Origin of the sequence: Sporosarcina sp. FSL W8-0480, assembly GCF_037963765.1 — a bacterium.
Classification (GTDB): domain Bacteria; phylum Bacillota; class Bacilli; order Bacillales_A; family Planococcaceae; genus Sporosarcina.
Genome location: NZ_CP150166.1, coordinates 1,939,159 through 1,960,717, shown reverse-complemented (window position 1 = coordinate 1,960,717; position 21,559 = coordinate 1,939,159). Strand labels below are relative to the sequence as shown.

The window sequence follows — 21,559 nt, the reverse complement described above, 5'->3', positions numbered from 1 at the left end:
TCACATTCTGTAAAATATACCAGACGACTTTTCTATTTCATTTTTAGAGTGTAATGCATCATAAAACATTGGCTCTAAAACTGAGTTAAGGATTTCTTGCTGAATCGATTGCACTTTAACAAGCAAGGCGTCAATTTCCTCATCCCGACCCTGTTGATTCAATTTAAGCTTACTTAAATCCGCCTCCAATGCCTTCATTTTTTGTGTTGCTTCCATTCCGGCTTCTACCGAATTATCCAACTTTATAGCATTGTACACATCTCTCAGTTCATTTTGTATCGAATCAATCTTTTGAATCACAGTATCTTGTGCATACTTGCGAACAATGAATGACACTGTATCTTTTTGGTCAATCGTTTCCCAAACAATATTTTCAAGGATAACAAGGTCTTCAACCCTCACGATATTTCTTTTACGGATCAACGCTCGAGCCTGCAAGACGCTTAATGACTGTTTAAACCTTCTGTCCGACGGTCGTATCCCCTCATCCCGCAGCTCTTGTCTTATTTTTGAAATAGCCTTAAATACTTCATCCGGGATAATCACAGAATCTGTTAAGGATTGAAACTGTTTCAAGTTCTCCATAGTTATGGTTGGTATTTGCACGTTATGTCCTGTATTTTTCATCATAGAAATAAAATTTGAATTATCCGCTATGTACTCCACTTCAAAGCGAAGTAGAAAACGATCGAATAACGCTTCAAGTCCTTCGCCTTCTTCCGGATATTCATTCGAAGCACCTATTACTGATATCAAAGGGACTTTAATCGGAGACCCATCATTGTAAAAAACCCTTTCATTAATGATTGTCAATAAACTATTTAAAATAGCACTATTTGACTTAAAAATTTCATCTAAAAAAACTAAATTTGCCTCAGGCAATTTTGTTTCTGTATTACGCCTATATACACCCTGTTCCAGATCCTTCAAAGATAAGGGACCAAACAACTCATCAGGTGTACTAAACCTCGTTAGTAGCCATTGAAAATATTGTGAGCCTTGTATAATTTTCGCGAACTCTATGGCTAATGCAGATTTTGCAGTACCCGAAGGGCCAACCATGAGTACATGCTGCCGCGACAATAATGCAATCAGAATTGCTTCAACTTCTGCCTCGCGTTCATAAAATTTAGCATTTAACGCGGCCTTAATTTCTTTTAGTAAACTGATCTCCATTAACGACTACTCCTATCACTTACCAATGTTTTTCTAATAAGCTTCTCCATCACTAACATCTGTTATTCTGTTCGTCATACCTGTTAATTCCCTTTATATGATTAATAATTGCTGCAGAGGGTACTATATTCTCATAAACATTAACGAGGTGATGTAATGGAACAAAGTGAAATTGAAACATTAAGAGAGTTAATTAAAGACGTGGAAATTGCAATGCTTACAACACAATCTGAAGAAGGGCTTATTTCTCGTCCAATGAAAACACAAGAAGTTGAATTTGATGGCGACTTGTGGTTTTTTACAAAGAAAGAGACAGATAAATATAAGGAAATATTACATGATAAAGATGTGAATGTGTCATATGCAGGTAAATCATATGTTTCCGTCCGTGGACAAGCTGAAATCATTGAAGATCTCAACAAGAAAGAAGAATTATGGAACAAAGCATATGAGAAAATAATGCAAACTTCGTATGATGATCCTAATGTTATTTTAATAAAGGTTAAAGCTGATGCTGCCGAATATTGGGAAACCGGAAACTTCACAAAGAAAATAGCCTATTTCTACAAACGAATGACAGGGCAAAGTGCAGAATCGACCAATATTAATGAAACGCTTAAGTTAAATGACTAAATGCAAAATGGGTTGTCTGGAAATAGGACAACCCATTTTGCGAATATAAAACCGACCGAGAATGCTTGACCCTCAACTTGACATTTTTTGAATAATATCCAAATGAAAAACCTATATAGAAGTGGGTGTCTTAATGCGTTTATGGCATGAGGAATTGATCTCGAAACTTCCGAGGCAACAATTGCTTGGCCAACATCGGGAGTGTTGCGCTTTAAGGGGATTAGGGTGGAGGAAGAAGCATGCTACAGTTGATTATGTATTCGAATATTCTCCCTTGAAACTATATCATTACCATATGAAAGTAATGGGTGAAATGAAACGAAGGGGCTATCAAAATGATCTAAAATGGGAAGATCCAGCCTACCGAGGAAAAAATTGCCCCCCATACGATCACTTAATAGAGAGTCCAGATGATACACTAAAATACCCTGAACACAACGGAAAGTACCTAACTGAATGTCTTGAAAACTTAGCCGATAAAGGCATTCATATTCCTCAATGAATTCTACGATTGTTGGCTAAATCAAACAAAAGAAAAAAGACCCTTAAAAAGGTCTTTTTGTGTCAATTATTTTTTATCATTCAATTTGTTCATCTGATTCATCATCTGGTTAATCTTCTTTTGTGAAGGTTTTTGTCCCATCTGCATCATCATCATACGTAACATTTGCTCATTAATCGGCGGGTTCTCTTTCAAATATTTCATCATATATTGGCGTGCGATGAAAAATCCGAGGGCCACACCAGCTATTAATGCGACAACGACGATTAGGATCCACCAAGTCGTGCCCATTCGCTATTCCCTCCTTCACTTTCCTAAATCAAGTTTACTCTACCAAGATGGATTATACAACAAAGGGGTGGAAGATAGCAATGACTGGCACCAAAATTATTCCATGAATTCCTACAGTTTCTTTCTAAAAAAGGATTGTCCCTTCTGTCATCAACCGGTTATCTTGTTTAATTGGCTTTAGCCAGCCCCATTCACCACGCTCGTCCATTACAGCGAAAAATCGGTCTTCAGATCCAGACAGCGCAACAAACAAATCAAGATCCAACATTCTTGACCCATCGCAATAAGCTTGAAGGGAATACGGAGTCAATGAAATATGAATGGATCCCTTCATCGGATGGGATAGCCTATATTCTCCATCATCACTTTCCACTTTTGTAAAGCTTTTTCCCAAGTTACCAAGGATTGCCTGGTCAATCGTTGATTCTTCAATTTCATCACATAGGTATTTCACTTCCTGCAAAGGTTGCTGTTGCTCGTAATCCTTTAATAAATTGTATAGAAGTCCTTCTCTTCCAAGTATGAATGATTGATATCTCTTTTTCACTTTATAGATATCATAAGTCCTCATGACCGCCACCTCCTTAGTTCATATCATACCCTAACTAATGCGAAAAGTTTGTCAAAACGCGTTAAAAAAAGACACTAATATTGTCGGATGTTTCCAAATATTGAATCAGTCATCAAAAAACGCTTCATGGAAGAAATTATTTGCTCCATGAAGCGTTCAATTAATTATTTAGATAAAATGTCTTTCATTTTCTGAATAACATTTTCTTCTGTGAAACCATATTCTGCAATAACCTTTTCACCCGGTGCACTTGCTCCGAACATATCGATAGCAAGGCTCGCACCTTCGTCACCAACATATTTATGCCAGCCGAGGGAAACACCCATTTCGATAGATAGACGTTTCTTAACTGCCTTAGGCAAAACACTTTCCTTATAGGCTTCATCTTGTTCTTCAAATAAATCCCATGAAGGCATAGATACAACAGCCACATCTATTCCTTCTTCACGAAGTTTCTTTTGAGCAGAAACAGCAAGGTTAACTTCTGATCCTGTCGCAATTAAGATACCGTCAGCCGATTCTTTTTCCGCTGGAGATACTGTATAGGCACCACGGTTTACCCCGTCCATTGCAAGCTCACCGGTTGTCGGGAGTACTTCCAAATTCTGACGAGATAAAACAAGAACAGTTGGTCTGTTTTTAGACGTCACCGCAATATGCCAAGCAGCAGATGTCTCGTTACCATCTGCAGGGCGTATGACTGTTAAACCTGGCATTGCACGTAAAGAAGCAAGATGCTCAACAGGTTCATGTGTTGGCCCGTCTTCCCCAACTGCAACACTGTCGTGCGTGAACACATATGTTACCGGTACTCCCATTAGAGCTGATAATCTGATTGCAGGTCTTACATAATCACTAAACACGAAGAATGTTCCGCCAAAGACATTTACCCCACCATGTAGCGCCATTCCGTTCAATGCAGTTCCCATTGCAAATTCTCGGACACCGAACCAGATGTTGCGTCCTGAGAAGTCCCCAGGAAGGAAATCCCCAGCTCCTTTAATTGTAGTCTTATTTGAACCTGCGAGGTCAGCACTTCCTCCGAAGAAAGAAGGCACCACATTAGCGATTGCATTGATTGCGTCCCCGGAAGCGGAGCGTGTTGCGTGGGATGATCCCGCTTCATATTTCGGCATTACCTCTTCCAGTCCCTCAGGCATTTCTCCTTCAATTGCGGCCTTGAGTTGCTTGGCAAGATCAGCATGAGTGTTTTCATATTGTGCGAACAAGTCTTTCCATTGTTCCTCTTTTTTAACACCCAATTCATCCGTTGCTTCTTTAAACGCTTCATAGACTCCTTCAGGGACACAGAAATCCTCTTCGTAAGTCCATTTATAGTATTCTTTAGTAAGCTTCATTTCATCCTCGCCAAGTGGCGCACCGTGAACATCGGCCTTCCCAGATTTATTTGGAGAACCATATCCGATAACTGTCTTGACTTCAATGATTGTAGGACCGCCACTATTTCCTTTAGCTTCTTCAATCGCCTGAGAAACAAGGCCGATATTATTTCCGTCATCCACACGGATGTAATTCCATCCGTATGATTCGAATCGTTTTCGAATGTTTTCAGAGAATGACTTATCAAGGTCGCCATCCAAGGAGATATCATTGCTATCGTAAAGCACGATCAATTTATCCAACTGAAGATGCCCTGCAAGAGAAATAGCTTCAGCAGCTACACCTTCCATTAGGTCTCCATCTCCGCAAAGCGCAAATGTATAGTGGTCAACAATGTTAAAATTAGGACGGTTATAAACAGCTCCCAAGTGCTTTTCTGCCATCGCCATACCAACCGCCATACCGATACCCTGTCCAAGTGGTCCAGTTGTGGCTTCGACACCAACTGTATGGCCATACTCAGGATGGCCAGGTGTTTTGGAACCCCATTGTCTAAAATTCTTTAATTCGTCCATTGGAAGTCCATAGCCACTTAGATGGAGCAAGCTATATAGCAGCATTGAACCATGTCCAGCTGACAGTATGAAACGGTCCCTATTGAACCAATGTGGATTTGATGGATTATGATGCATATGCTTCGTCCAGAGTGTGTAAGCCATTGGAGCTGCACCCATTGGCAAACCTGGATGGCCGGAATTGGCTTTTTCTATTGCATCGATGGACAATGTTCGGATTGTGTTAATTGCTAACTGATCAACATTTACGGTCATTAATTAGACATCCTTTCCCGACTTTCTCTTCTCTTCATGATTACCTTCTATAGTGTAGTCAAAATAGGGATGAATTACAATCCACGATATGTGACTCTATATAGTTATTAGTTCAAATACTTATTTGTTCGTGCATCTTTCACTTTTTTAGGTGTTACGTCATTTCCTTTAGGGTCAATTACTTTTACGTGTTCGATAGTGTCACGCATTGATGAACGGAAAGATTCCAAGTACTCTTTTCGTAATTGAGTTTGTTCTTTTGCTTCTTCAATCGATAATCCTATTGTCTTTGATTTTTTTGATAGCTCATTGATACGTTTTATCTTATCTGGTGTTAACATCAAATTCCTCCAATAAAAAATACTAAAATTAAAGCGTTTAACGCTTTTATATACTTTGAAGGTATACAAAAAAAGCAGGAAGTGCAACAAATCAGCCTTCCTGCTTCATTTCATATTCCTTATATCTTCGATGTACCGTTGCTTTACTAATATCGTGACCAAGTCCCCTCAGTACACTTGCAATTTCTTCAAACGTCAGACCTTTTGTTCGCAGTGAGACGATCTCCTCTAACGGTACGTCTATTCTTTCTCGTCCTTCGAGATTTCCTTTATTCTTTAAGTTTTTTTCGGGCCTATAGCCTTCACGAACTGCCCTTTTCATGCCTCTTCTAATTTTAGCATTATGTAATTTACGTTGGTACTCCTCGACTATTGCCAGTATTTCAAGAAGCATTGTGTCCATTTCGTTCAGTTTCAGTGCCCCGTTGTCATGATTCGTAATAATTGTTGTATTCGTTTTTGCTAATAAGTGAAGAATGGCGACTCTTGCATTACCCCTGCCAAGTCTTGTCTCATCTTGAACAAGGACAGCGTCCACTTTTTTATCTTTGATATAATCCAATAAATCAAGCAGCCCTTCACGATCCATATCATAGCCGCTATGTTTCTCTTTAAAAACTTGCAATGCTTTCAATCCAAGGCTATTGGACAGTTTTATTAGTTCTTCTTCCTGCCTTGTTAAGGAAGTTTCCTGTGCCTCTTTGTTTGTACTAACTCTACAATAGATAACACAAGTCTTTAATTCAACTGTCATTATTTTTCCCCTGCCATTTCAACAAGCTTTTCATCGATTGATACAGGAGCGGAAACTGGCAATTTAAGTTTCTCACCGGTTTTAATCATTGGTGTCTGAAGATTATTTAATACCATCACTTCGTCAACCCATCTATTCGTTCGTTTATTTTCCGAAAAGTCTTGTGCCAATCCCCATAGTGTATCTCCTTCATTGACCGTAATCTCAATGAATATATTTTTTTTCGACTCTTTTATTACACCTGCAATAGTGAAGGCTGTGCAAAGAAAAACTATTAATAGAATGTAGCCGTATTTTCGAAATAATAAAGTCATGTTTTATACCTCCAAGAATATATGTTCGGAATACATGTTCTCATTATAAGATAAGTATTTTAATAAGTCAACAAAACATTCGAACCTTTGTTTGCTAACGACCCGAACACCTGTTATACTATTCTTAAGCAATTAAACGGGCGCGGGATACCAATCGCGTATATCCTAACTATTAATTTTCTGGAGGGGTGGAAATATGAAAAAAATTTCAAAACGGCAGCAGGATATCTTATCATTCATTAAAGAAGAGGTTAAAGCAAAAGGGTATCCGCCTTCGGTACGGGAGATTGGGGAGGCAGTAGGATTGGCATCCAGTTCAACTGTTCACGGGCATCTCGCACGCCTCGAAAGCAAAGGTTTTATACGAAGGGACCCTACTAAACCACGTGCTATAGAGGTATTGGATCCTGAAGGACTCGAAGCTATGAAATCCGGAGTAGTGCATGTACCTTTAGTCGGAAAGGTAACTGCTGGCTTACCGATTACTGCAATTGAAAATATTGAAGAGTACTTCCCATTGCCAGATGCATATGGAACTTCAGACGACAAACTATTCATGTTAGAAATTGTCGGTAGCAGTATGATTGATGCCGGAATATTGAATGGTGACTATGTAGTTGTTAAACAACAGCAAACAGCGAACAATGGCGAAATTGTCGTTGCAATGACAGAAGAAGATGAGGCAACTGTGAAGAGATTTTTCAAAGAAAAAGATTATTTCCGTTTACAGCCTGAAAACGAATCAATGGAACCTATTATCGTCAATAATGTTTCAATTCTTGGCAAAGTCGTAGGCGTTTACCGGCAAATCCATTAATAAAAGAGGGTGTCCCAGTCTTATAGCATCGACCAGGACTCCCTCTTTTAATTTCTTTCAATCAATTTATCTTCAAAAAGTTTCTCTACAGATGACATGACAGCAGCTTTTACATGTTCATACGTTAATCCACCTTGTACATAAGCAGTATACGGGGGTCTAATCGGGCCATCAGCCGTTAGCTCTATACTGGATCCTTGTATGAATGTACCTGCAGCCATGATCACATCGTCGGTATATCCTGGCATATAGGACGGTTCAGGCGCATAATGAGCGTTAATCGGAGAGTTTTCCTGAATGGTTCTACAAAATGCAATCATTTGATCCGCATTACTAAAATTAACTGATTGGATCAAGTCTGTTCGCTTGTTTGTATAATGCGGAGTTGTATCAAATCCGTAACTTTCAAGGAAGCCCGCAGTGAAAAGTGCACCTTTTACGGCTTGGCTGACAACATGCGGGGCAAGGAAGAAACCTTGGTACATTTCAAGTAATGTATCAAGTGATGCCCCTGCCTCTGCTCCAATTCCAGGAGAAGTCATCCGATAGGCACATTTTTTCACAAGATCCTTACGCCCAGCAATATAGCCACCCGTTCTTGCAAGTCCCCCACCCGGATTTTTAATAAGTGAACCTGCCATCAAGTCGGCACCAACTTCGGTTGGCTCTGTCGTTTCCACGAATTCACCATAACAATTATCAACAAATACGATTATGTCGGGATCAATCGATTTAATAAATCGCACCATCTCCCCAATTTGACTGATCGTAAATGAAGGACGGTCTGAATACCCTTTGGACCGCTGAATACCGACCATTCTTGTTTTACTATGAATGTTCATTTTCACTTCTTCAAAGTTAACTGAGCCATCGTCAATCAAGTCGACATGCTTATAAGAGATACCAAAATCATTTAACGAACCCGTGTCCTCCCCCTGACCTGATACAATCGAGTCAAGTGTGTCATATGGTTTTCCTGTTATATATAGAAGCTCGTCCCCTGGCCTCAGTACACCAAATAAGCTAAGTGATATTGCATGCGTCCCTGAAATAATCTGATTGCGTACAAGGCACGATTCTGCACCAAATACATCTGCATACACTTGTTCGAGTGTATCCCGACCACTATCATCATAGCCATATCCCGTAGAACCAGTCAGATGAAAATCGCTGACCATGTTTTTTCGGTATGCTGATAGAACTTTCCTTTGGTTGAAGAACGCTATCTTTTCAACATCTTTAAAATATGTAATAAGTTTTTGTTCGACCTCTTCAGCTGTTGTAGCAATCTCTGTCGTAAATTCATGAATCCTCATTGTTATTCCTCTTTCCTACAATTAGTCACCTCATTATCTTATCAGTCTGACGGTACAGGTCAATGAGAAAGAAAAAAGAACAAGGAGTATTTCCCCTGTTCTTAAGCCAATTACTTATTCTTCATCCTTCAATAGCACCGGTTTTGCAGGTACGTAGGTTGAAATCGCATGTTTGTAGATCAATTGCTGCTTACCATCCGATTCAAGCAGAACGGTGTAATTATCATATGATTTGATAAGTCCTTTTAATTGAAAACCGTTCAACAGAAAAACAGTGACAAATGTATTGTTTTTCCTCAAAGAATTCAAAAACACTTCTTGCATATTACCTTGTGACATACACCCCAGCCTCCAATTACTTCTATATTTCTAGTGCTCTTTTACTTATTCGATTCGTTTCGATTAAAATCCTTTAAAATTAATAAAATTCCATGAACAATTTTTTTCGCATCTAAAAGCGCGTCCACCCAAAAAACATCCATTTTATTTCTGAAATAGGTCATTTGCCGTTTTGCATAATGACGTGTATTTTGTTTTATTAAGCTTGTAGCATCATCAAGCGACAATTTACCCTCTAAATACATATGAATTTCTTTATAACCGATTGCCTGGACAGATTGGACATTCCGGATTCCGTTATCCCATAAATCACTCGCTTCAGCAAGTAACCCTTCCTCCATCATTTGATCTACCCTTCGATTGATTCTATCATAGAGGACTTCTCGGTCCATATCCATTCCAATGATCAAATGATCGTATACCGGGATGCGTCCCTTTCCTTTTTCATGTTCATTTTTAGTTTTGCCCGTAACTTCTATAATTTCTAACGCACGGATTATTCTTCTGTGATTATTAGGATGGATTTTTTCTGCACTGTTTGGATCTAACGCAAGTAGACGATTATACAGACGTTCCGGCCCGCCATCAGTTGCCAATTCAGTTTCGAGAGCCGTTCTTACAGTCTCATCAGATGCCTCATCCGTAAACCTGAAATCGAATAGAACAGACTGAATATATAGCCCGGTCCCCCCGACGATAATCGGTTGCTTTCCCCTTCTCAGAATATCATCGATGCAGTTCCTGACTGCAAATTGGTATTCAGCAACAGAAAATGACTCCGAAGGCCCTTTCACATCGAATAAATGATGGGGAACTCCGTCCTTTTCATCTTCTTTTATTTTTGCTGTTCCGATATCCAAACCTTTATATACCTGCATTGCGTCCCCGTTGATTATTTCGCCGTCCAACATTTTGGCAAGCTCAATACTTAATGCAGTTTTGCCTGATGCCGTGGGACCGACGATTGCTATTACTTTAATTGCCTTTTTCATTTTTATCGATCCAGCCTTTTATAAAATCATACACTTCATCACGATTTACTTCCTGTAACATTTCATGTCTGCCGCCTTCGTAAAGCATGACCGTTACATTTTTTAGTCCTTCATTTTCAAGTTGACGCGCAACCTTCCATATACCGTGTCCCTGTTCACCAACAGGGTCGTGCAAACCCGATAAGAGCAAAATGGGTAAATTTGCAGGTGTTTGACGAATTTGTTCACGTTTATGGATTGTGGAAATCCCATTAAAAAGTTCAAGGAAAAATCCTGTTGACGGTACAAATCCGCAAAGTGGATCATTAATATACTCTTCAACTGTTTCTTTTCTTTTCGACAGCCAATCAAATGGAGTTTCAGGAGAGGTCACTGAATTTTTAAAAGAGCCGAACACTAATTTATTGATAAAGTAATCCTGTTTTTCAAAGTCCGTAATATGTCCTTTCAACTTCGCAAGGGCTTGTCCCGCAAGTCGGCTCACTCCCGTATCCGACGCAGTTCCCGAGCAAATCAATATATCCAGTTCATTCCCGAATAATTGTGCATATCTCCTTGCAATAAATGACCCCATACTATGGCCAATTAAAATGAAACGCGGTGCTTGCAACTTATTCATATAATAATTTGCGACTTCATGTGCATCTTCAACGATACGGTCGAATCCAACACCAACGCCAAAGGAACCCAATTTGCCGTTCAACTGGGCAGTTTGGCCATGCCCCCGATGATCATGGCCAGAAACCGCGTATCCATTTTCAACAAGGTATTTGACGAAATCCTTATACCTTCCGATATGTTCCGCCATCCCATGAAGGAGATGAATATGTGCGATTGGCTGACTCGCAGGCTTCGCATAGATTGAATGGATTTTTACACCATCGTTCATTTCCAATTGAATTTCATGCAATATTGATCCCCTCCAGTTCAGAGCTTGAACACTCTTGCTGCCTCGACAGCTTTTTTCCATCCTGTATATAGCACATCCCTTGTTTCTGGTTCCATTTTAGGCGAATAGGTCCTTTCCTTTGCCCATAACGACTCAACTTTTTCCTTCGAATCGAAGAATCCTGTTGCAAGACCCGCGAGATATGCAGCACCTAATGCGGTCGTTTCCAAAAATGCCGACTGCTCTACCTCTATTTGCAAAAGATCACTTTGAAATTGCATAAGGAATGTGTTGGCAACTGCACCACCATCAACCCGTAAGATATTTATCTTTTTCTCCGCGTCTTTTTCCATTGTCAGCAAGACATCATTTGTTTGGTAGGCTAATGCTTCTACCGTCGCCCTGATGAAATGCTCTTTTTCAGTCCCCCGGGTCAGTCCAAATACGGCTCCCCTTGCATCGGAGTCCCAATACGGGGTACCAAGCCCGACAAAAGCTGGAACAACATAGACCCCGTCCGTCGATGCGATACGTGTTGAATAGGTCTCTGAATCCTCCGCTTTCTGGATCATTCGCAGGCCATCCCTTAGCCATTGGATGGCAGATCCGGCAACGAATACGCTGCCTTCCAACGCATAGGTGACTTTCCCATCTATTCCCCATGCTATAGTAGTCAGTAATCCATTATTGGATTGAACAGGTTTTTCACCAGTGTTCAACAACATGAAACAGCCCGTGCCATACGTATTCTTTGCCATTCCTTCATGGAAGCAAGCCTGCCCGAAAAGTGCGCATTGCTGATCACCCGCTGCACCCGCAATTGGTACTTCGGCTCCAAAAAAGACCGATGGAGCTGTATATGCATATATTTCTGACGATTCTCTCACTTCAGGTAACATATTCATCGGGATATCCAAAAGGTCACATAAGTCTTTATCCCAAGTAAGCTCATTTATATTAAAGAGCATTGTCCGAGATGCATTGGAATAATCAGTGACATGGACTTTACCGTTAGATAGCTTCCAAATCAGGAATGAATCGATTGTGCCGAATAGTAATTCACCTGTTCTCGCACGTTCTCTCGCGCCTTCAACTTCATCCAATATCCATTTCACCTTAGTTGCTGAAAAATAGGGATCCAATTGCAGTCCTGTCTTTTCACGAATGCTTTGTTCAATTCCCTTTTCACGTAGCTCTTCAACTATCCGTTGAGTTTGCCGGGATTGCCAAACAATTGCATTGTAGATCGGTTGGCCAGTATTCTTATCCCAAACGACAGTCGTTTCCCGTTGGTTTGTAATACCGATTCCGTCAATATCTTCCGGCTGATTTCCACTTTCCGTAAGAACCGAAGCAATGACGGATAATACCGAACCCCAAATTTCATTAGCACTATGCTCTACCCAACCTGGCTTAGGGAAAATCTGACTGAACTCCCTTTGTGCTACATGAACAATTTTACCTTCTTTATCAAAAAGAATGGCCCTTGTGCTAGTCGTTCCCTGGTCGATGGCTAAAATGAATTTTCCCATTCCCTATTCCACTCCCTTAATCCGTGTTTCAATTAAAGTTTACATTACTCTTTTAAACATTTTCTCTATCTCATATGTTGAAAAGTGTACAAGTACCGGCCTTCCATGCGGACATGTATATGGGTTTTCGGCGTGTGACAAGTCTGATAGCAATTTCTCCATATCATTAAACGAGAGATGATGGTTTGCTTTTATCGATTTCTTACAACTCATCATAATGGCCGTTTCTTCGCGAAGTCTTCCAATATCTGTTTTCCTTGTCGTTAAAACTTGTTCAATCAATTCTTCGATAAGGGATGTCACTTCTCCTGCTGGAAACCATGCCGGATATTCTTTCACTGTATAAGAAGACGGGCCAAATTCTTCAAGGAAAACACCGACTTCATGCAATGCCGCCATATTTTCTTCAAGTTTCACTTTTTCATTGCCTGAATAATGGAATATGAGAGGCATTAAGAGCATTTGCCTTTCATCTACTTCAACTTTACTCAATTTATCTCTAAAGAATTCATATTTAATACGTTCCTGAGCGGCATGCTGATCAATCATGTAAAAACCATCTTCATTTTGCGCGATTATATAAGTCCCGTGCACTTGACCGACAGGAACTAGTGAAGGGAATCTCTTTTCAGGCTCTTCTATTGTTGCACTGACAAGCTCTTCTTCAGGCTCTTCCATTATTTTTTCCGGTTGTACAGTTCTATTTATTTCAGTTGGAGTGGGTGGAACATAAACGGTTTGAGCTAAAGCATTTTCTTCAACAAATACTGGCCTTTTTTGTTCAACTATTTGTTCTTTCTCTTTTCTGGCAGGTGCTATATCGCTCCAAATCGTTGTTTGTTCTGATTGAATCTTTGTGACGGGTTCTTTTTTAACCGCATTCGGAACGATTATAGTTCGCTTGACTGCATCACGGACAGCTGAGTTAATGAGCGTTAGTAATTCGCCCTCTTTGCTTATACGGATATGCTGCTTGGATGGGTGAACATTCACATCGGTAAGAAACGGATCGCTTTCTACATTTACGACCGCAATCGGATACCTTCCAATCGGCAAGTATGTGTGCATCCCGTCAAGAATTGCCTGGGTCACAGCATAGCTTCTCACCCATCTACCGTTCACGATAAGAGTCATATAATTTTTGGAGGCCCGTGTCATCTCGGGCAATGTGATAAATCCGTTCACTTTGAAATCGGCGTTCTCTCCACTAAAAGGTACCATTTTTCGCGCTACCGCCATCCCATATATATCATTTAACACCCTTCTTTGGTCTCCACTACCGGAAGTTTGAAGGATCAACTGACTATGATGCGATAATTTAAAAGCAATATCCGGATGACTTAGAGCCAGACGATTGACGAGGTCGATTGTATGACCAAGTTCAGTCTGTATCGTTTTCATATACTTCAATCTTGCTGGTGTATTGTAGAAAAGCTGTGAAATCGTCATGTCTGTTCCTTTTCTGAAGGCAGCTTCCGATTGGTCTAAAACAACTCCACCATCGATTTGTACTTTAGTTCCTTCCGTTTCGCCGTCAGATGTCCATAGACTGATTCTTGAAACAGAAGCGATACTTGCCAATGCTTCTCCTCTGAAACCGAGGGTTTTGATTCTGAATAAATCATGTTCATTTGAGATTTTGCTTGTTGCGTGACGTTCAAATGCAAGGATGGCATCATGGCGGGACATCCCTTTCCCATTATCCGTTACACGTATGGACGTGAGACCCGCTTCTTCCAATGCAATTTCAATTGATGTACTGTCTGCATCGATTGAGTTTTCGACGAGTTCTTTGACGATTGAGGCGGGTCTTTCTACGACTTCACCTGCTGCAATTTTGTTTGATAATGAATCGTCCATTACTGAAATGATGTCCATCGAAATCCCTCCTCGTTGCTTATTCTTAAAAGAAATACAAAGTCATGTTATCTACTTCTATATACTTTTAAATCTTTTTTAGTTCTTTTTGCCAGTCCATTATTAGGTGCATTGCTTGCATTGGGGTTAGGTTAAGTAAATCTGTATGCTCCAATGCTTCAAGTACTGATTTGTCGTTTTCTGAAATCGGTTCGGTTTCATCTGGTAAGTCAAAGAATGATAGTTGAGTGGCGCTTGTTTCATTAGTGAGCTTTGTCTGTTCGCTCTCAAAGTTGTCCAATAGCTCCTTCGCCCGAATCACGATAGAATCCGGAAGTCCAGCAAGTTGAGCTACGTGAATTCCATAGCTTTTATCCGCTGCACCAGCCATTACTTTATGGAGAAAGACGACGCGACCTTCCCGTTCCATAGCCGCTACATGGACATTCACTAAACGACTTAAATTCTCATCAAGTTTTGTCAGCTCATGATAATGGGTAGAGAAAAGTGTATTCGCTCCAATTTCATCATGGATGAACTCCATCATTGCTTGAGCAAGTGACATTCCATCGTACGTCGATGTTCCACGACCGATTTCATCGAATAGAAGAAGGCTTTTTTCAGTGGCATTTGCAATGGCATATCTGGATTCCATCATTTCCATCATGAATGTGCTTTGCCCTGATGCAAGGTCGTCAGCTGCTCCTATTCTTGTGAATATCTGATCAGTAACAGGCAGTTTAGCGAACTCGCAAGGAACATAACAGCCGATTTGTGCCATAATTACTGTCAAAGCAACTTGTCGCATGAATGTACTTTTTCCTGACATATTTGGACCGGTGATTAACAACATATTGGCGTCTTCTGCCAACACACAACTATTCGGTACATATAGCGACTGATCCATCATTTTCTCAACAACGGGATGACGACCGTTTTTAATTTCCATCGCTCGTCCATTATGGAATTGCGGTCTTGTATATCGATATTTTTCCGAGACTGTTGCAAAAGATAGAAGGACATCTAACTCAGATAATACAGTTGCTAATTGCTGCACTCTTCGAATATGACTTTTCAATTCATCGCGAACATTGCAGAAAAGAGTGTATTCAAGATCTTGTCCTTCAGCTTCTGCATTTAATATCAATTCTTCTTTTTCTTTTAGCTCAGGAGTAATATATCTCTCCGCATTGGCAAGAGTCTGCTTTCGTTCATATCTTGTTAAATCAGCAAGATGAATATTTGATTTTGTAATCTCAATATAATAGCCAAATATGCGATTGTACCCAATCTTCAATGATTTAATGCCCGTGCGTTCACGTTCATCACGCTCAAGTCCCGCTAACCATTCCTTGCCGTTTCTTGAGGCATCACGGTATTGATCTAATTTTTCATTAAAGCCGTCTTTTATGATGCCGCCTTCTTTAACCGATAGGGGTGGGTTTTCGGAGACGGATGCTTCCAATAGTTTCAGTGCTACTTCACATGTATCAAGTCTTTCAGAGAAACGTTGCAGACGTTCGTGGCCGGATTGGGATAATGCGTTTTTCAAATTAGGAATGCATCTAAGTGAATTCCTTAGCTGGGCCAAGTCTCTTCCGCTTGCGCTGCCCATCGAAATCCTACCTGAGAGCCGTTCAAGATCATAAACTTCTTTCAAAGAAGACTTCAATTCATCTCGTAGAAAATAATCATCTATCAAATCGGTTACAAGCTCTAACCTGTCTTCGATTGCGGACTTGTCTGCAAGTGGCTGATGAATCCATATTCTTAACTTCCTTGCGCCCATAGCTGTGGAGGTTTCGTCCAACAACCAGAAAAGCGTTCCTTCTTTACTTCCATTTCGTATAGACTTTATTAGTTCCAGATTCCGCATCGAGTTGGCGTCGATAGAAAGTTTGTCTGTCTTTTGTATGTATTCGAATGGTTGTAAATGATCGAGGCTCGATTTTTGTGTGCGTTTTAAATAAGATAGGAGAATAACGCAAGCTTCCATCATCTTCAAAGGAATTTCGGACTGAGTAAGAATTGGGTTTTCTTCTTCATCTCCGTTTTCCATTGAAAGTACGATGTCCCTTTTTGCCATGTCTTCATTTAATGTAATATGCAGACGTTCACGGACAACGATTTCCTTCATGCCTAACGCTTCGATTTCACTAATTAAGGTTCTTTCATCACCTGAAACAAATTCCACTTTTCCTTCTCCTGTTGCAAGGTCGACATAAGCAAGGGCATACCGACCATCTTCCAGTTGGTCTGCAGCTCCTATGAAGTGGTTTGCATTCGCATCAATTGTTTTACCTTCGGTGATTGTACCTGGAGTTATCACTTTTACGACTTCACGCTTTACAATTCCTTTAGCGGCTCTTGGGTCTTCTGTTTGTTCGCAGATTGCAACTTTATGGCCTTTTTGCACAAGTGTTTCGATATATCCTTCTGCGGAGTGATATGGAATACCACACATTGGTATTCTATCTGCGCTGCCTCCGTCTCTGCTTGTTAGTGTGATTTCGAGAATATTGGATGCTTCGATTGCGTCGTTGAAAAACATCTCGTAGAAGTCACCGAGGCGGAAAAATAGAAAGGCGTCTTCGTATTCGGATTTCACTTGTAGGTATTGTTGTATCATCGGTGTATATGTTGTCATTTTAAACCTCACTCACTGTATCTACGTTTTCCCCTATTATATCAAAACAAACCCTATCACAGTAACAAAGCTCAAAAGTTGATTAATTTCATATAAAACAAAAAAAGCCGGGTGCTTATTCCGGCTTAGAATGGTCGAGAATCTTTTCCTCTATCTTCCTGATGCTTACCTTCCGCTTTGAAACTTGGTTTGTGATCATGCCCATCGTGGGAAGATGACTCATCGGAGATTGCCCACTCCTCCTCAAATTGATGAGGATGGATTGTAATAGCCACTTTTGTTTCTCCAATGACTTCTGCTACCAATTCCCTTTCTACTTTAATAAGGAACTTTTCGCCCTCTTCAGAGATAAGTGCTTCGGTGCAATTAGGATGTTGGACGACGTTGACAATAATATCTTCCTGCCCGGATACTGGCTCATCACGGTAATGGAGCCTAATACGATCCTTATACGGTACGGTTTCGGAATAGACGGAAGTCTTTGAGTGGTCATGATGCGAATACCAGACGTTAACATCAAATTTACCTGTAACTTCGATGTATTTGCCAACTTTTTTCGCTTGATGTGTGTGGTTAATTACCCAACAGCCTAAAATACTGGATGGATTATTCGGTGGCCTAAGTGTTACAGTCGATTCCGTGCGCTTTCTCCCTTTCGCAATAACAGTCTTCGTCACAATTTGCCGTATGTTTTTCAGTTCGCTTCCTCCTTCATTGACTTCTACCTATCCTATGCAACACGAGCCCAGAAAGTGAAAAAAACCGATGAGGAAATTTATCCTCATCGGTTTTTTTATCATTTAGCTAAACGCGCCCTGCGCTTTTGTTATGATCCAGCTCCAGGCGTCAGGCCCTCGAGTCGCTTCAGACATGCCAAAAAGGCAAAGGGCGCCTTTCCGGCTTGTCTTCCAGCGCTTGTCGGGCCTAACCGCCGCCCTGCGCTTTTGTTATCATCCAGCTCCAGGCGTCAGGCCCTCGAGTCGCTTCAGACATGCCAAAAAGGCAAAGGGCGCCTTTCCGGCTTGTCTTCCAGCGCTTGTCGGGCCTAACCGCCGCCCTGCGCTTTTGTTATGATAGTGGTTTTCTTTTTGTGTTTTCAACGTATGATCCAGTTTTACCGCCACGGACATCGCCGCCTGTGGATTCTATGATTTCATCTGTAACGCTATTTGCAATCGTGTTTGAGACCAATTGAAGAAGGTCATTCACTTCAACTTGGGATTGTTTAAATTCCTGAACAATCGGCACTTCGTCAATCTCCTCTTGAATCTTTTCGATTTTCCCTTCGATAATTTCAAGAGCACGTGCTTTTTCGTACATTTGGAAGTTTACAGCTTGTGTTTGTAAAGATCTTAGGCTTGCAATTTTCTCACGAATCTTTTGGTTTTCATTGATTTGTTCTTCAGCACGTTTAAAAAATTCAACTTGCTCTGTATTAGCAATCATATGGGCAATTTCACGTGCTTTTTCAATGATTTCTTCTTTTGTATATAATTTTTCCATTATGACATCACCTTATCCTCTTCTTGAACGCCGATATATTCGCCGTCGAGTGACCATGTTTTGGCCTCTGTAATTTTAACATTGACAATTTTACCAATAACAGAACGTGGAGCTCTGAAATTTACAAGTTTATTCTTTTCGGTGTAACCCGCAAGAACTTCAGGGTTCCTTTTACTTTCACCTTCAACAAGTACTTTAACCACTTTACCAGCATACGGTTTCATTGCTTCTGCCGACATTTCATTCACCAATTTATTCAGACGTTGGAGCCTTTCCTTCTTCACTTCCATCGGAATATTATCCACCATTTTGGCAGCCGGAGTTCCTTCCCGCGGTGAATAAATATACGTATAAGCCATTTCAAATCCAACTTCTTTGTATAAAGAAAGTGTTTCCTCGAATTGCTCGTCTGTTTCGTTAGGGAAACCGACAATAATATCAGTTGTTAATGTCACATTCGGAATGGCTTTTTTAATCTTCCCTACAAGTTCCAAGTATTGCTCCCTTGAATATTTACGGGCCATGATTTTCAATATAGCACTAGAACCTGATTGGACAGGTAGATGGATATGATCAAGCAAGTTTCCGCCTTTTGCAAGCACTTCGATTAAATGATCATCAAAATCTCGCGGATGGCTCGTTGTAAAACGGATTCTTGGGATGTCTATCTTGCGAAGATCATCCATTAAGTCTCCGAGACGATAGTTCAAATCCTCGAAGTCTTTTCCGTAAGCGTTAACGTTTTGACCTAAAAGCATAATTTCCTTGTATCCATGTGCAGCAAGCTGTCTAACTTCTTGAATGATGTCTTCTGGACGTCTGCTTCGTTCTTTCCCTCTTGTGTAAGGGACGATGCAGTATGTACAGAACTTATCACATCCATACATAATGTTTACCCATGCTTTGATATTGCCGTGGCGTACTTTTGGAAGGTTTTCAATAATGTCCCCTTCTTTTGACCAAACCTCGACTACCATCTCTTTAGACATATATGCTTCATGAAGGATATTCGGTAGTCTATGGATATTATGTGTACCGAAAATCATATCGACTTGATCGTAGGTTTGAAGGATTTTATTGACGACCGACTCTTCCTGAGACATACATCCACAAACACCGATAAGCATGTCCGGGCGTTCGAGTTTTAATGGCTTTAAATGACCCAACTCGCCAAATACTTTGTTTTCCGCATTTTCCCGAATCGCACATGTATTCAGGAGTACGACATCTGCGTCTTCAACTGTATTTGTAGATTCATACCCTAAACTTGTGAAAATACCGGCCATCACTTCTGTATCATGCTCATTCATCTGACAGCCATATGTACGGATATAAAACTTCCGACCTTTTCCCATGCCTAAAAAACGATCTTCAATTTTGAAATCATCGTGATAAGCGATTTCTTCCTTCCCACGTTTCTTGGCGTCTTTCAAGGAAGGTGGTGTATAGACGGTCTCAAAATATTTACTATAGTCTTTTTCCGCAGTTGCGGTCGATTTCACAAGCCCCGATTGCAGGCGTTGCTCTTCATTCATAAAAAAACTTCCCCTTTCTTCAAACCCTGTGGGAATTGTACAGACTTGAGTACATTATACATGAACTTCTATTTAGTTTGAAGTGACGGCTTTGTGATTTATGGAAAACCTGGAGTTTTAGACAACTGTGTGACATTCATATGAAAATAAATAAATAAATGAAGCCCGCGGAATGAATGCTTCCGTGGGCTTCATAGATATTGATCATTGTCGTTTTCGTTTTTCAACGAGCAGTTTCAAAGCTGTTCGTCCCTCGCCATTAATTTCAATATCAGTAAATGCCGGTGCACATACAAGATCGCTTCCGCTTGGTGCGACAAAACCACGAGCAATTGCAACTGCTTTAATCGCCTGATTCAAGGCACCTGCACCTACAGCCTGCATTTCCGCATACCCTTGATCTCTGATGACCGCTACAAGTGCTCCTGCGACAGAATTCGGATTAGAGCGGGATGATACTTTCAATGGACTCACCATGTTTCCTCCTTGTTTTCACGATGTCTATGGAATGTACTTATCCATAAGTCATCTTATGAAAAGAAGGAGATGATTAGACGCAACTCATGCTTGGAATACATGATCGTCGTTGATCATGATTCTCTCAACCGATACTGCTTTTCCAGTTTTGTCATCTAATTCTACGAAAAGACCATTCAGTTGACTACGACCTTTTTTAGGAACTTCAAACCGGACGGGGAGATTTGTTTTAAATCGGTAGATGACATCTTCTTTTTTCATCCCCAATATTTCATCATAAGGGCCTGTCATTCCTGCGTCTGTTAAATAAGCTGTTCCGCCTGGGAGTATGCGCTCGTCGGCTGTTTGAACATGTGTATGGGTTCCAACGACAACAGAGGCTTTCCCATCAAGATGCCATCCCATTGCAATTTTTTCACTTGTTGCTTCGGCATGGAAATCGACGAAGATCAATGGAGAGATTTTAGATGCTTCTTCTATTAACTGCTCCGCTTTTTCAAATGGATCCAAATGCGGCGGTAAAAATGTGCGTCCATGTAAATTAATTACTGAAAGCGTCACACCGTTTTTCGTAATAGTGGTCATTCCCTTGCCGGGTGCCTCATCCGAAAAATTCGCTGGACGTATTAAATAATCGGTATCATCGATGAAATCATAGATCTCTTTCTGATCCCATGTGTGATTTCCCATTGTTATCACATCAACACCCGAACGTAGAAGATCGTCGAAAATAGCTTTTGTAATTCCTCTTCCCGATGCAGCATTTTCTCCATTGGCGATGATTACGTCCGCCCCATATTTCCTTTTTAAACGTGAGATATAAGTAAACACCATATCCCTGCCAAGTGATCCAACAATATCGCCTATAAATACTACTTTCATAATTTAAATACCTCTTCCTT

Annotated in this window: 22 protein-coding genes; 3 read left to right on the top strand and 19 right to left on the bottom strand. The window is 40.6% G+C overall.

Annotation, left to right across the window (positions count from 1 at the left end):
- Positions 1 to 1,176 carry an AAA family ATPase gene (locus NSQ43_RS10175; RefSeq protein WP_339249857.1) on the bottom strand — a complete coding sequence of 392 codons (1,176 nt, stop codon included), beginning with the start codon at positions 1,174 to 1,176 and terminating at the stop codon, positions 1 to 3.
- 156 nt (positions 1,177 to 1,332) lie between these two features.
- Here NSQ43_RS10175 and NSQ43_RS10170 point away from each other — a divergent pair, with 156 nt between their 5' ends.
- Together NSQ43_RS10170 and NSQ43_RS10165 are read left to right on the top strand one after the other, a co-directional pair.
- Positions 1,333 to 1,809: a pyridoxamine 5'-phosphate oxidase family protein gene (locus NSQ43_RS10170; protein WP_339249855.1), complete on the top strand. Its 477-nt coding sequence runs from the start codon at positions 1,333 to 1,335 to the stop codon at positions 1,807 to 1,809.
- A gap of 133 nt (positions 1,810 to 1,942) precedes the next feature.
- On the top strand, positions 1,943 to 2,311 hold the full coding sequence (locus tag NSQ43_RS10165) for a TIGR02328 family protein (protein WP_339249853.1): 369 nt from the start codon (positions 1,943 to 1,945) through the stop codon (positions 2,309 to 2,311).
- A gap of 66 nt (positions 2,312 to 2,377) precedes the next feature.
- Here NSQ43_RS10165 and NSQ43_RS10160 read toward each other — a convergent pair whose 3' ends face one another.
- From NSQ43_RS10160 to NSQ43_RS10135, 6 genes are all read right to left on the bottom strand, one after another.
- Positions 2,378 to 2,602, bottom strand: coding sequence for a YneF family protein (locus tag NSQ43_RS10160; RefSeq protein ID WP_339249851.1), 225 nt, complete (start codon positions 2,600 to 2,602; stop codon positions 2,378 to 2,380).
- A gap of 124 nt (positions 2,603 to 2,726) precedes the next feature.
- A complete protein-coding gene (gene sirA / locus NSQ43_RS10155; RefSeq protein ID WP_339249849.1) occupies positions 2,727 to 3,173 on the bottom strand; it encodes a sporulation inhibitor of replication protein SirA in 447 nt (148 codons plus the stop codon).
- Positions 3,174 to 3,337: 164 nt separating this feature from the next.
- The gene (tkt, locus tag NSQ43_RS10150) at positions 3,338 to 5,344 is read right to left on the bottom strand and encodes a transketolase (protein ID WP_339249847.1); all 2,007 of its coding nucleotides are present in this window, start codon (positions 5,342 to 5,344) and stop codon (positions 3,338 to 3,340) included.
- Positions 5,345 to 5,451: 107 nt separating this feature from the next.
- A complete protein-coding gene (locus NSQ43_RS10145; RefSeq protein WP_339249846.1) occupies positions 5,452 to 5,685 on the bottom strand; it encodes a DUF896 domain-containing protein in 234 nt (77 codons plus the stop codon).
- A gap of 91 nt (positions 5,686 to 5,776) precedes the next feature.
- Positions 5,777 to 6,439, bottom strand: coding sequence for a recombinase family protein (locus tag NSQ43_RS10140; RefSeq protein ID WP_339249844.1), 663 nt, complete (start codon positions 6,437 to 6,439; stop codon positions 5,777 to 5,779).
- A complete protein-coding gene (locus tag NSQ43_RS10135; RefSeq protein ID WP_339249843.1) occupies positions 6,439 to 6,753 on the bottom strand; it encodes a LysM peptidoglycan-binding domain-containing protein in 315 nt (104 codons plus the stop codon). Before NSQ43_RS10135 ends, NSQ43_RS10140 begins: the two co-directional genes overlap by 1 nt.
- A 196-nt stretch (positions 6,754 to 6,949) precedes the next feature.
- Between NSQ43_RS10135 and lexA the strand changes: the two genes are divergently transcribed.
- On the top strand, positions 6,950 to 7,570 hold the full coding sequence (lexA, locus tag NSQ43_RS10130; RefSeq protein WP_339249841.1) for a transcriptional repressor LexA: 621 nt from the start codon (positions 6,950 to 6,952) through the stop codon (positions 7,568 to 7,570).
- A gap of 47 nt (positions 7,571 to 7,617) precedes the next feature.
- Here the strand turns inward: lexA and NSQ43_RS10125 are convergent, their stop codons facing one another.
- The 12 genes from NSQ43_RS10125 to NSQ43_RS10070 all read right to left on the bottom strand — a co-directional run bounded on the left by NSQ43_RS10125 (position 7,618) and on the right by NSQ43_RS10070 (position 21,539).
- Complete coding sequence (locus NSQ43_RS10125) at positions 7,618 to 8,886, bottom strand: methionine gamma-lyase family protein (RefSeq protein WP_339249839.1); 1,269 nt, start codon at positions 8,884 to 8,886, stop codon at positions 7,618 to 7,620.
- Between the two features lie 114 nt (positions 8,887 to 9,000).
- Positions 9,001 to 9,225, bottom strand: coding sequence for an RNA chaperone Hfq (gene hfq, locus NSQ43_RS10120; RefSeq protein ID WP_283731766.1), 225 nt, complete (start codon positions 9,223 to 9,225; stop codon positions 9,001 to 9,003).
- Positions 9,226 to 9,266: 41 nt separating this feature from the next.
- Complete coding sequence (gene miaA, locus NSQ43_RS10115; protein ID WP_339249836.1) at positions 9,267 to 10,217, bottom strand: tRNA (adenosine(37)-N6)-dimethylallyltransferase MiaA; 951 nt, start codon at positions 10,215 to 10,217, stop codon at positions 9,267 to 9,269.
- Complete coding sequence (locus tag NSQ43_RS10110; RefSeq protein ID WP_339249834.1) at positions 10,201 to 11,127, bottom strand: alpha/beta fold hydrolase; 927 nt, start codon at positions 11,125 to 11,127, stop codon at positions 10,201 to 10,203. Before NSQ43_RS10110 ends, miaA begins: the two co-directional genes overlap by 17 nt.
- Positions 11,128 to 11,144: 17 nt before the next feature.
- Positions 11,145 to 12,638, bottom strand: coding sequence for a glycerol kinase GlpK (gene glpK, locus NSQ43_RS10105; protein WP_339249832.1), 1,494 nt, complete (start codon positions 12,636 to 12,638; stop codon positions 11,145 to 11,147).
- Between the two features lie 39 nt (positions 12,639 to 12,677).
- Positions 12,678 to 14,516 carry a DNA mismatch repair endonuclease MutL gene (gene mutL, locus NSQ43_RS10100; RefSeq protein WP_339249830.1) on the bottom strand — a complete coding sequence of 613 codons (1,839 nt, stop codon included), beginning with the start codon at positions 14,514 to 14,516 and terminating at the stop codon, positions 12,678 to 12,680.
- A gap of 67 nt (positions 14,517 to 14,583) precedes the next feature.
- On the bottom strand, positions 14,584 to 17,142 hold the full coding sequence (gene mutS / locus NSQ43_RS10095; protein ID WP_339249828.1) for a DNA mismatch repair protein MutS: 2,559 nt from the start codon (positions 17,140 to 17,142) through the stop codon (positions 14,584 to 14,586).
- Between the two features lie 125 nt (positions 17,143 to 17,267).
- Positions 17,268 to 17,819, bottom strand: coding sequence for an outer spore coat protein CotE (cotE, locus tag NSQ43_RS10090; RefSeq protein WP_339249826.1), 552 nt, complete (start codon positions 17,817 to 17,819; stop codon positions 17,268 to 17,270).
- Positions 17,820 to 18,210: 391 nt separating this feature from the next.
- Positions 18,211 to 18,645 carry a RicAFT regulatory complex protein RicA family protein gene (locus NSQ43_RS10085; RefSeq protein WP_339249824.1) on the bottom strand — a complete coding sequence of 145 codons (435 nt, stop codon included), beginning with the start codon at positions 18,643 to 18,645 and terminating at the stop codon, positions 18,211 to 18,213.
- The gene (gene miaB / locus NSQ43_RS10080) at positions 18,645 to 20,180 is read right to left on the bottom strand and encodes a tRNA (N6-isopentenyl adenosine(37)-C2)-methylthiotransferase MiaB (protein ID WP_339249822.1); all 1,536 of its coding nucleotides are present in this window, start codon (positions 20,178 to 20,180) and stop codon (positions 18,645 to 18,647) included. Before miaB ends, NSQ43_RS10085 begins: the two co-directional genes overlap by 1 nt.
- A 204-nt stretch (positions 20,181 to 20,384) precedes the next feature.
- A complete protein-coding gene (locus NSQ43_RS10075) occupies positions 20,385 to 20,654 on the bottom strand; it encodes a stage V sporulation protein S (protein WP_301242939.1) in 270 nt (89 codons plus the stop codon).
- Between the two features lie 87 nt (positions 20,655 to 20,741).
- On the bottom strand, positions 20,742 to 21,539 hold the full coding sequence (locus NSQ43_RS10070) for a TIGR00282 family metallophosphoesterase (RefSeq protein ID WP_339249819.1): 798 nt from the start codon (positions 21,537 to 21,539) through the stop codon (positions 20,742 to 20,744).
- Between the last annotated feature and the right edge of the window lie 20 nt (positions 21,540 to 21,559).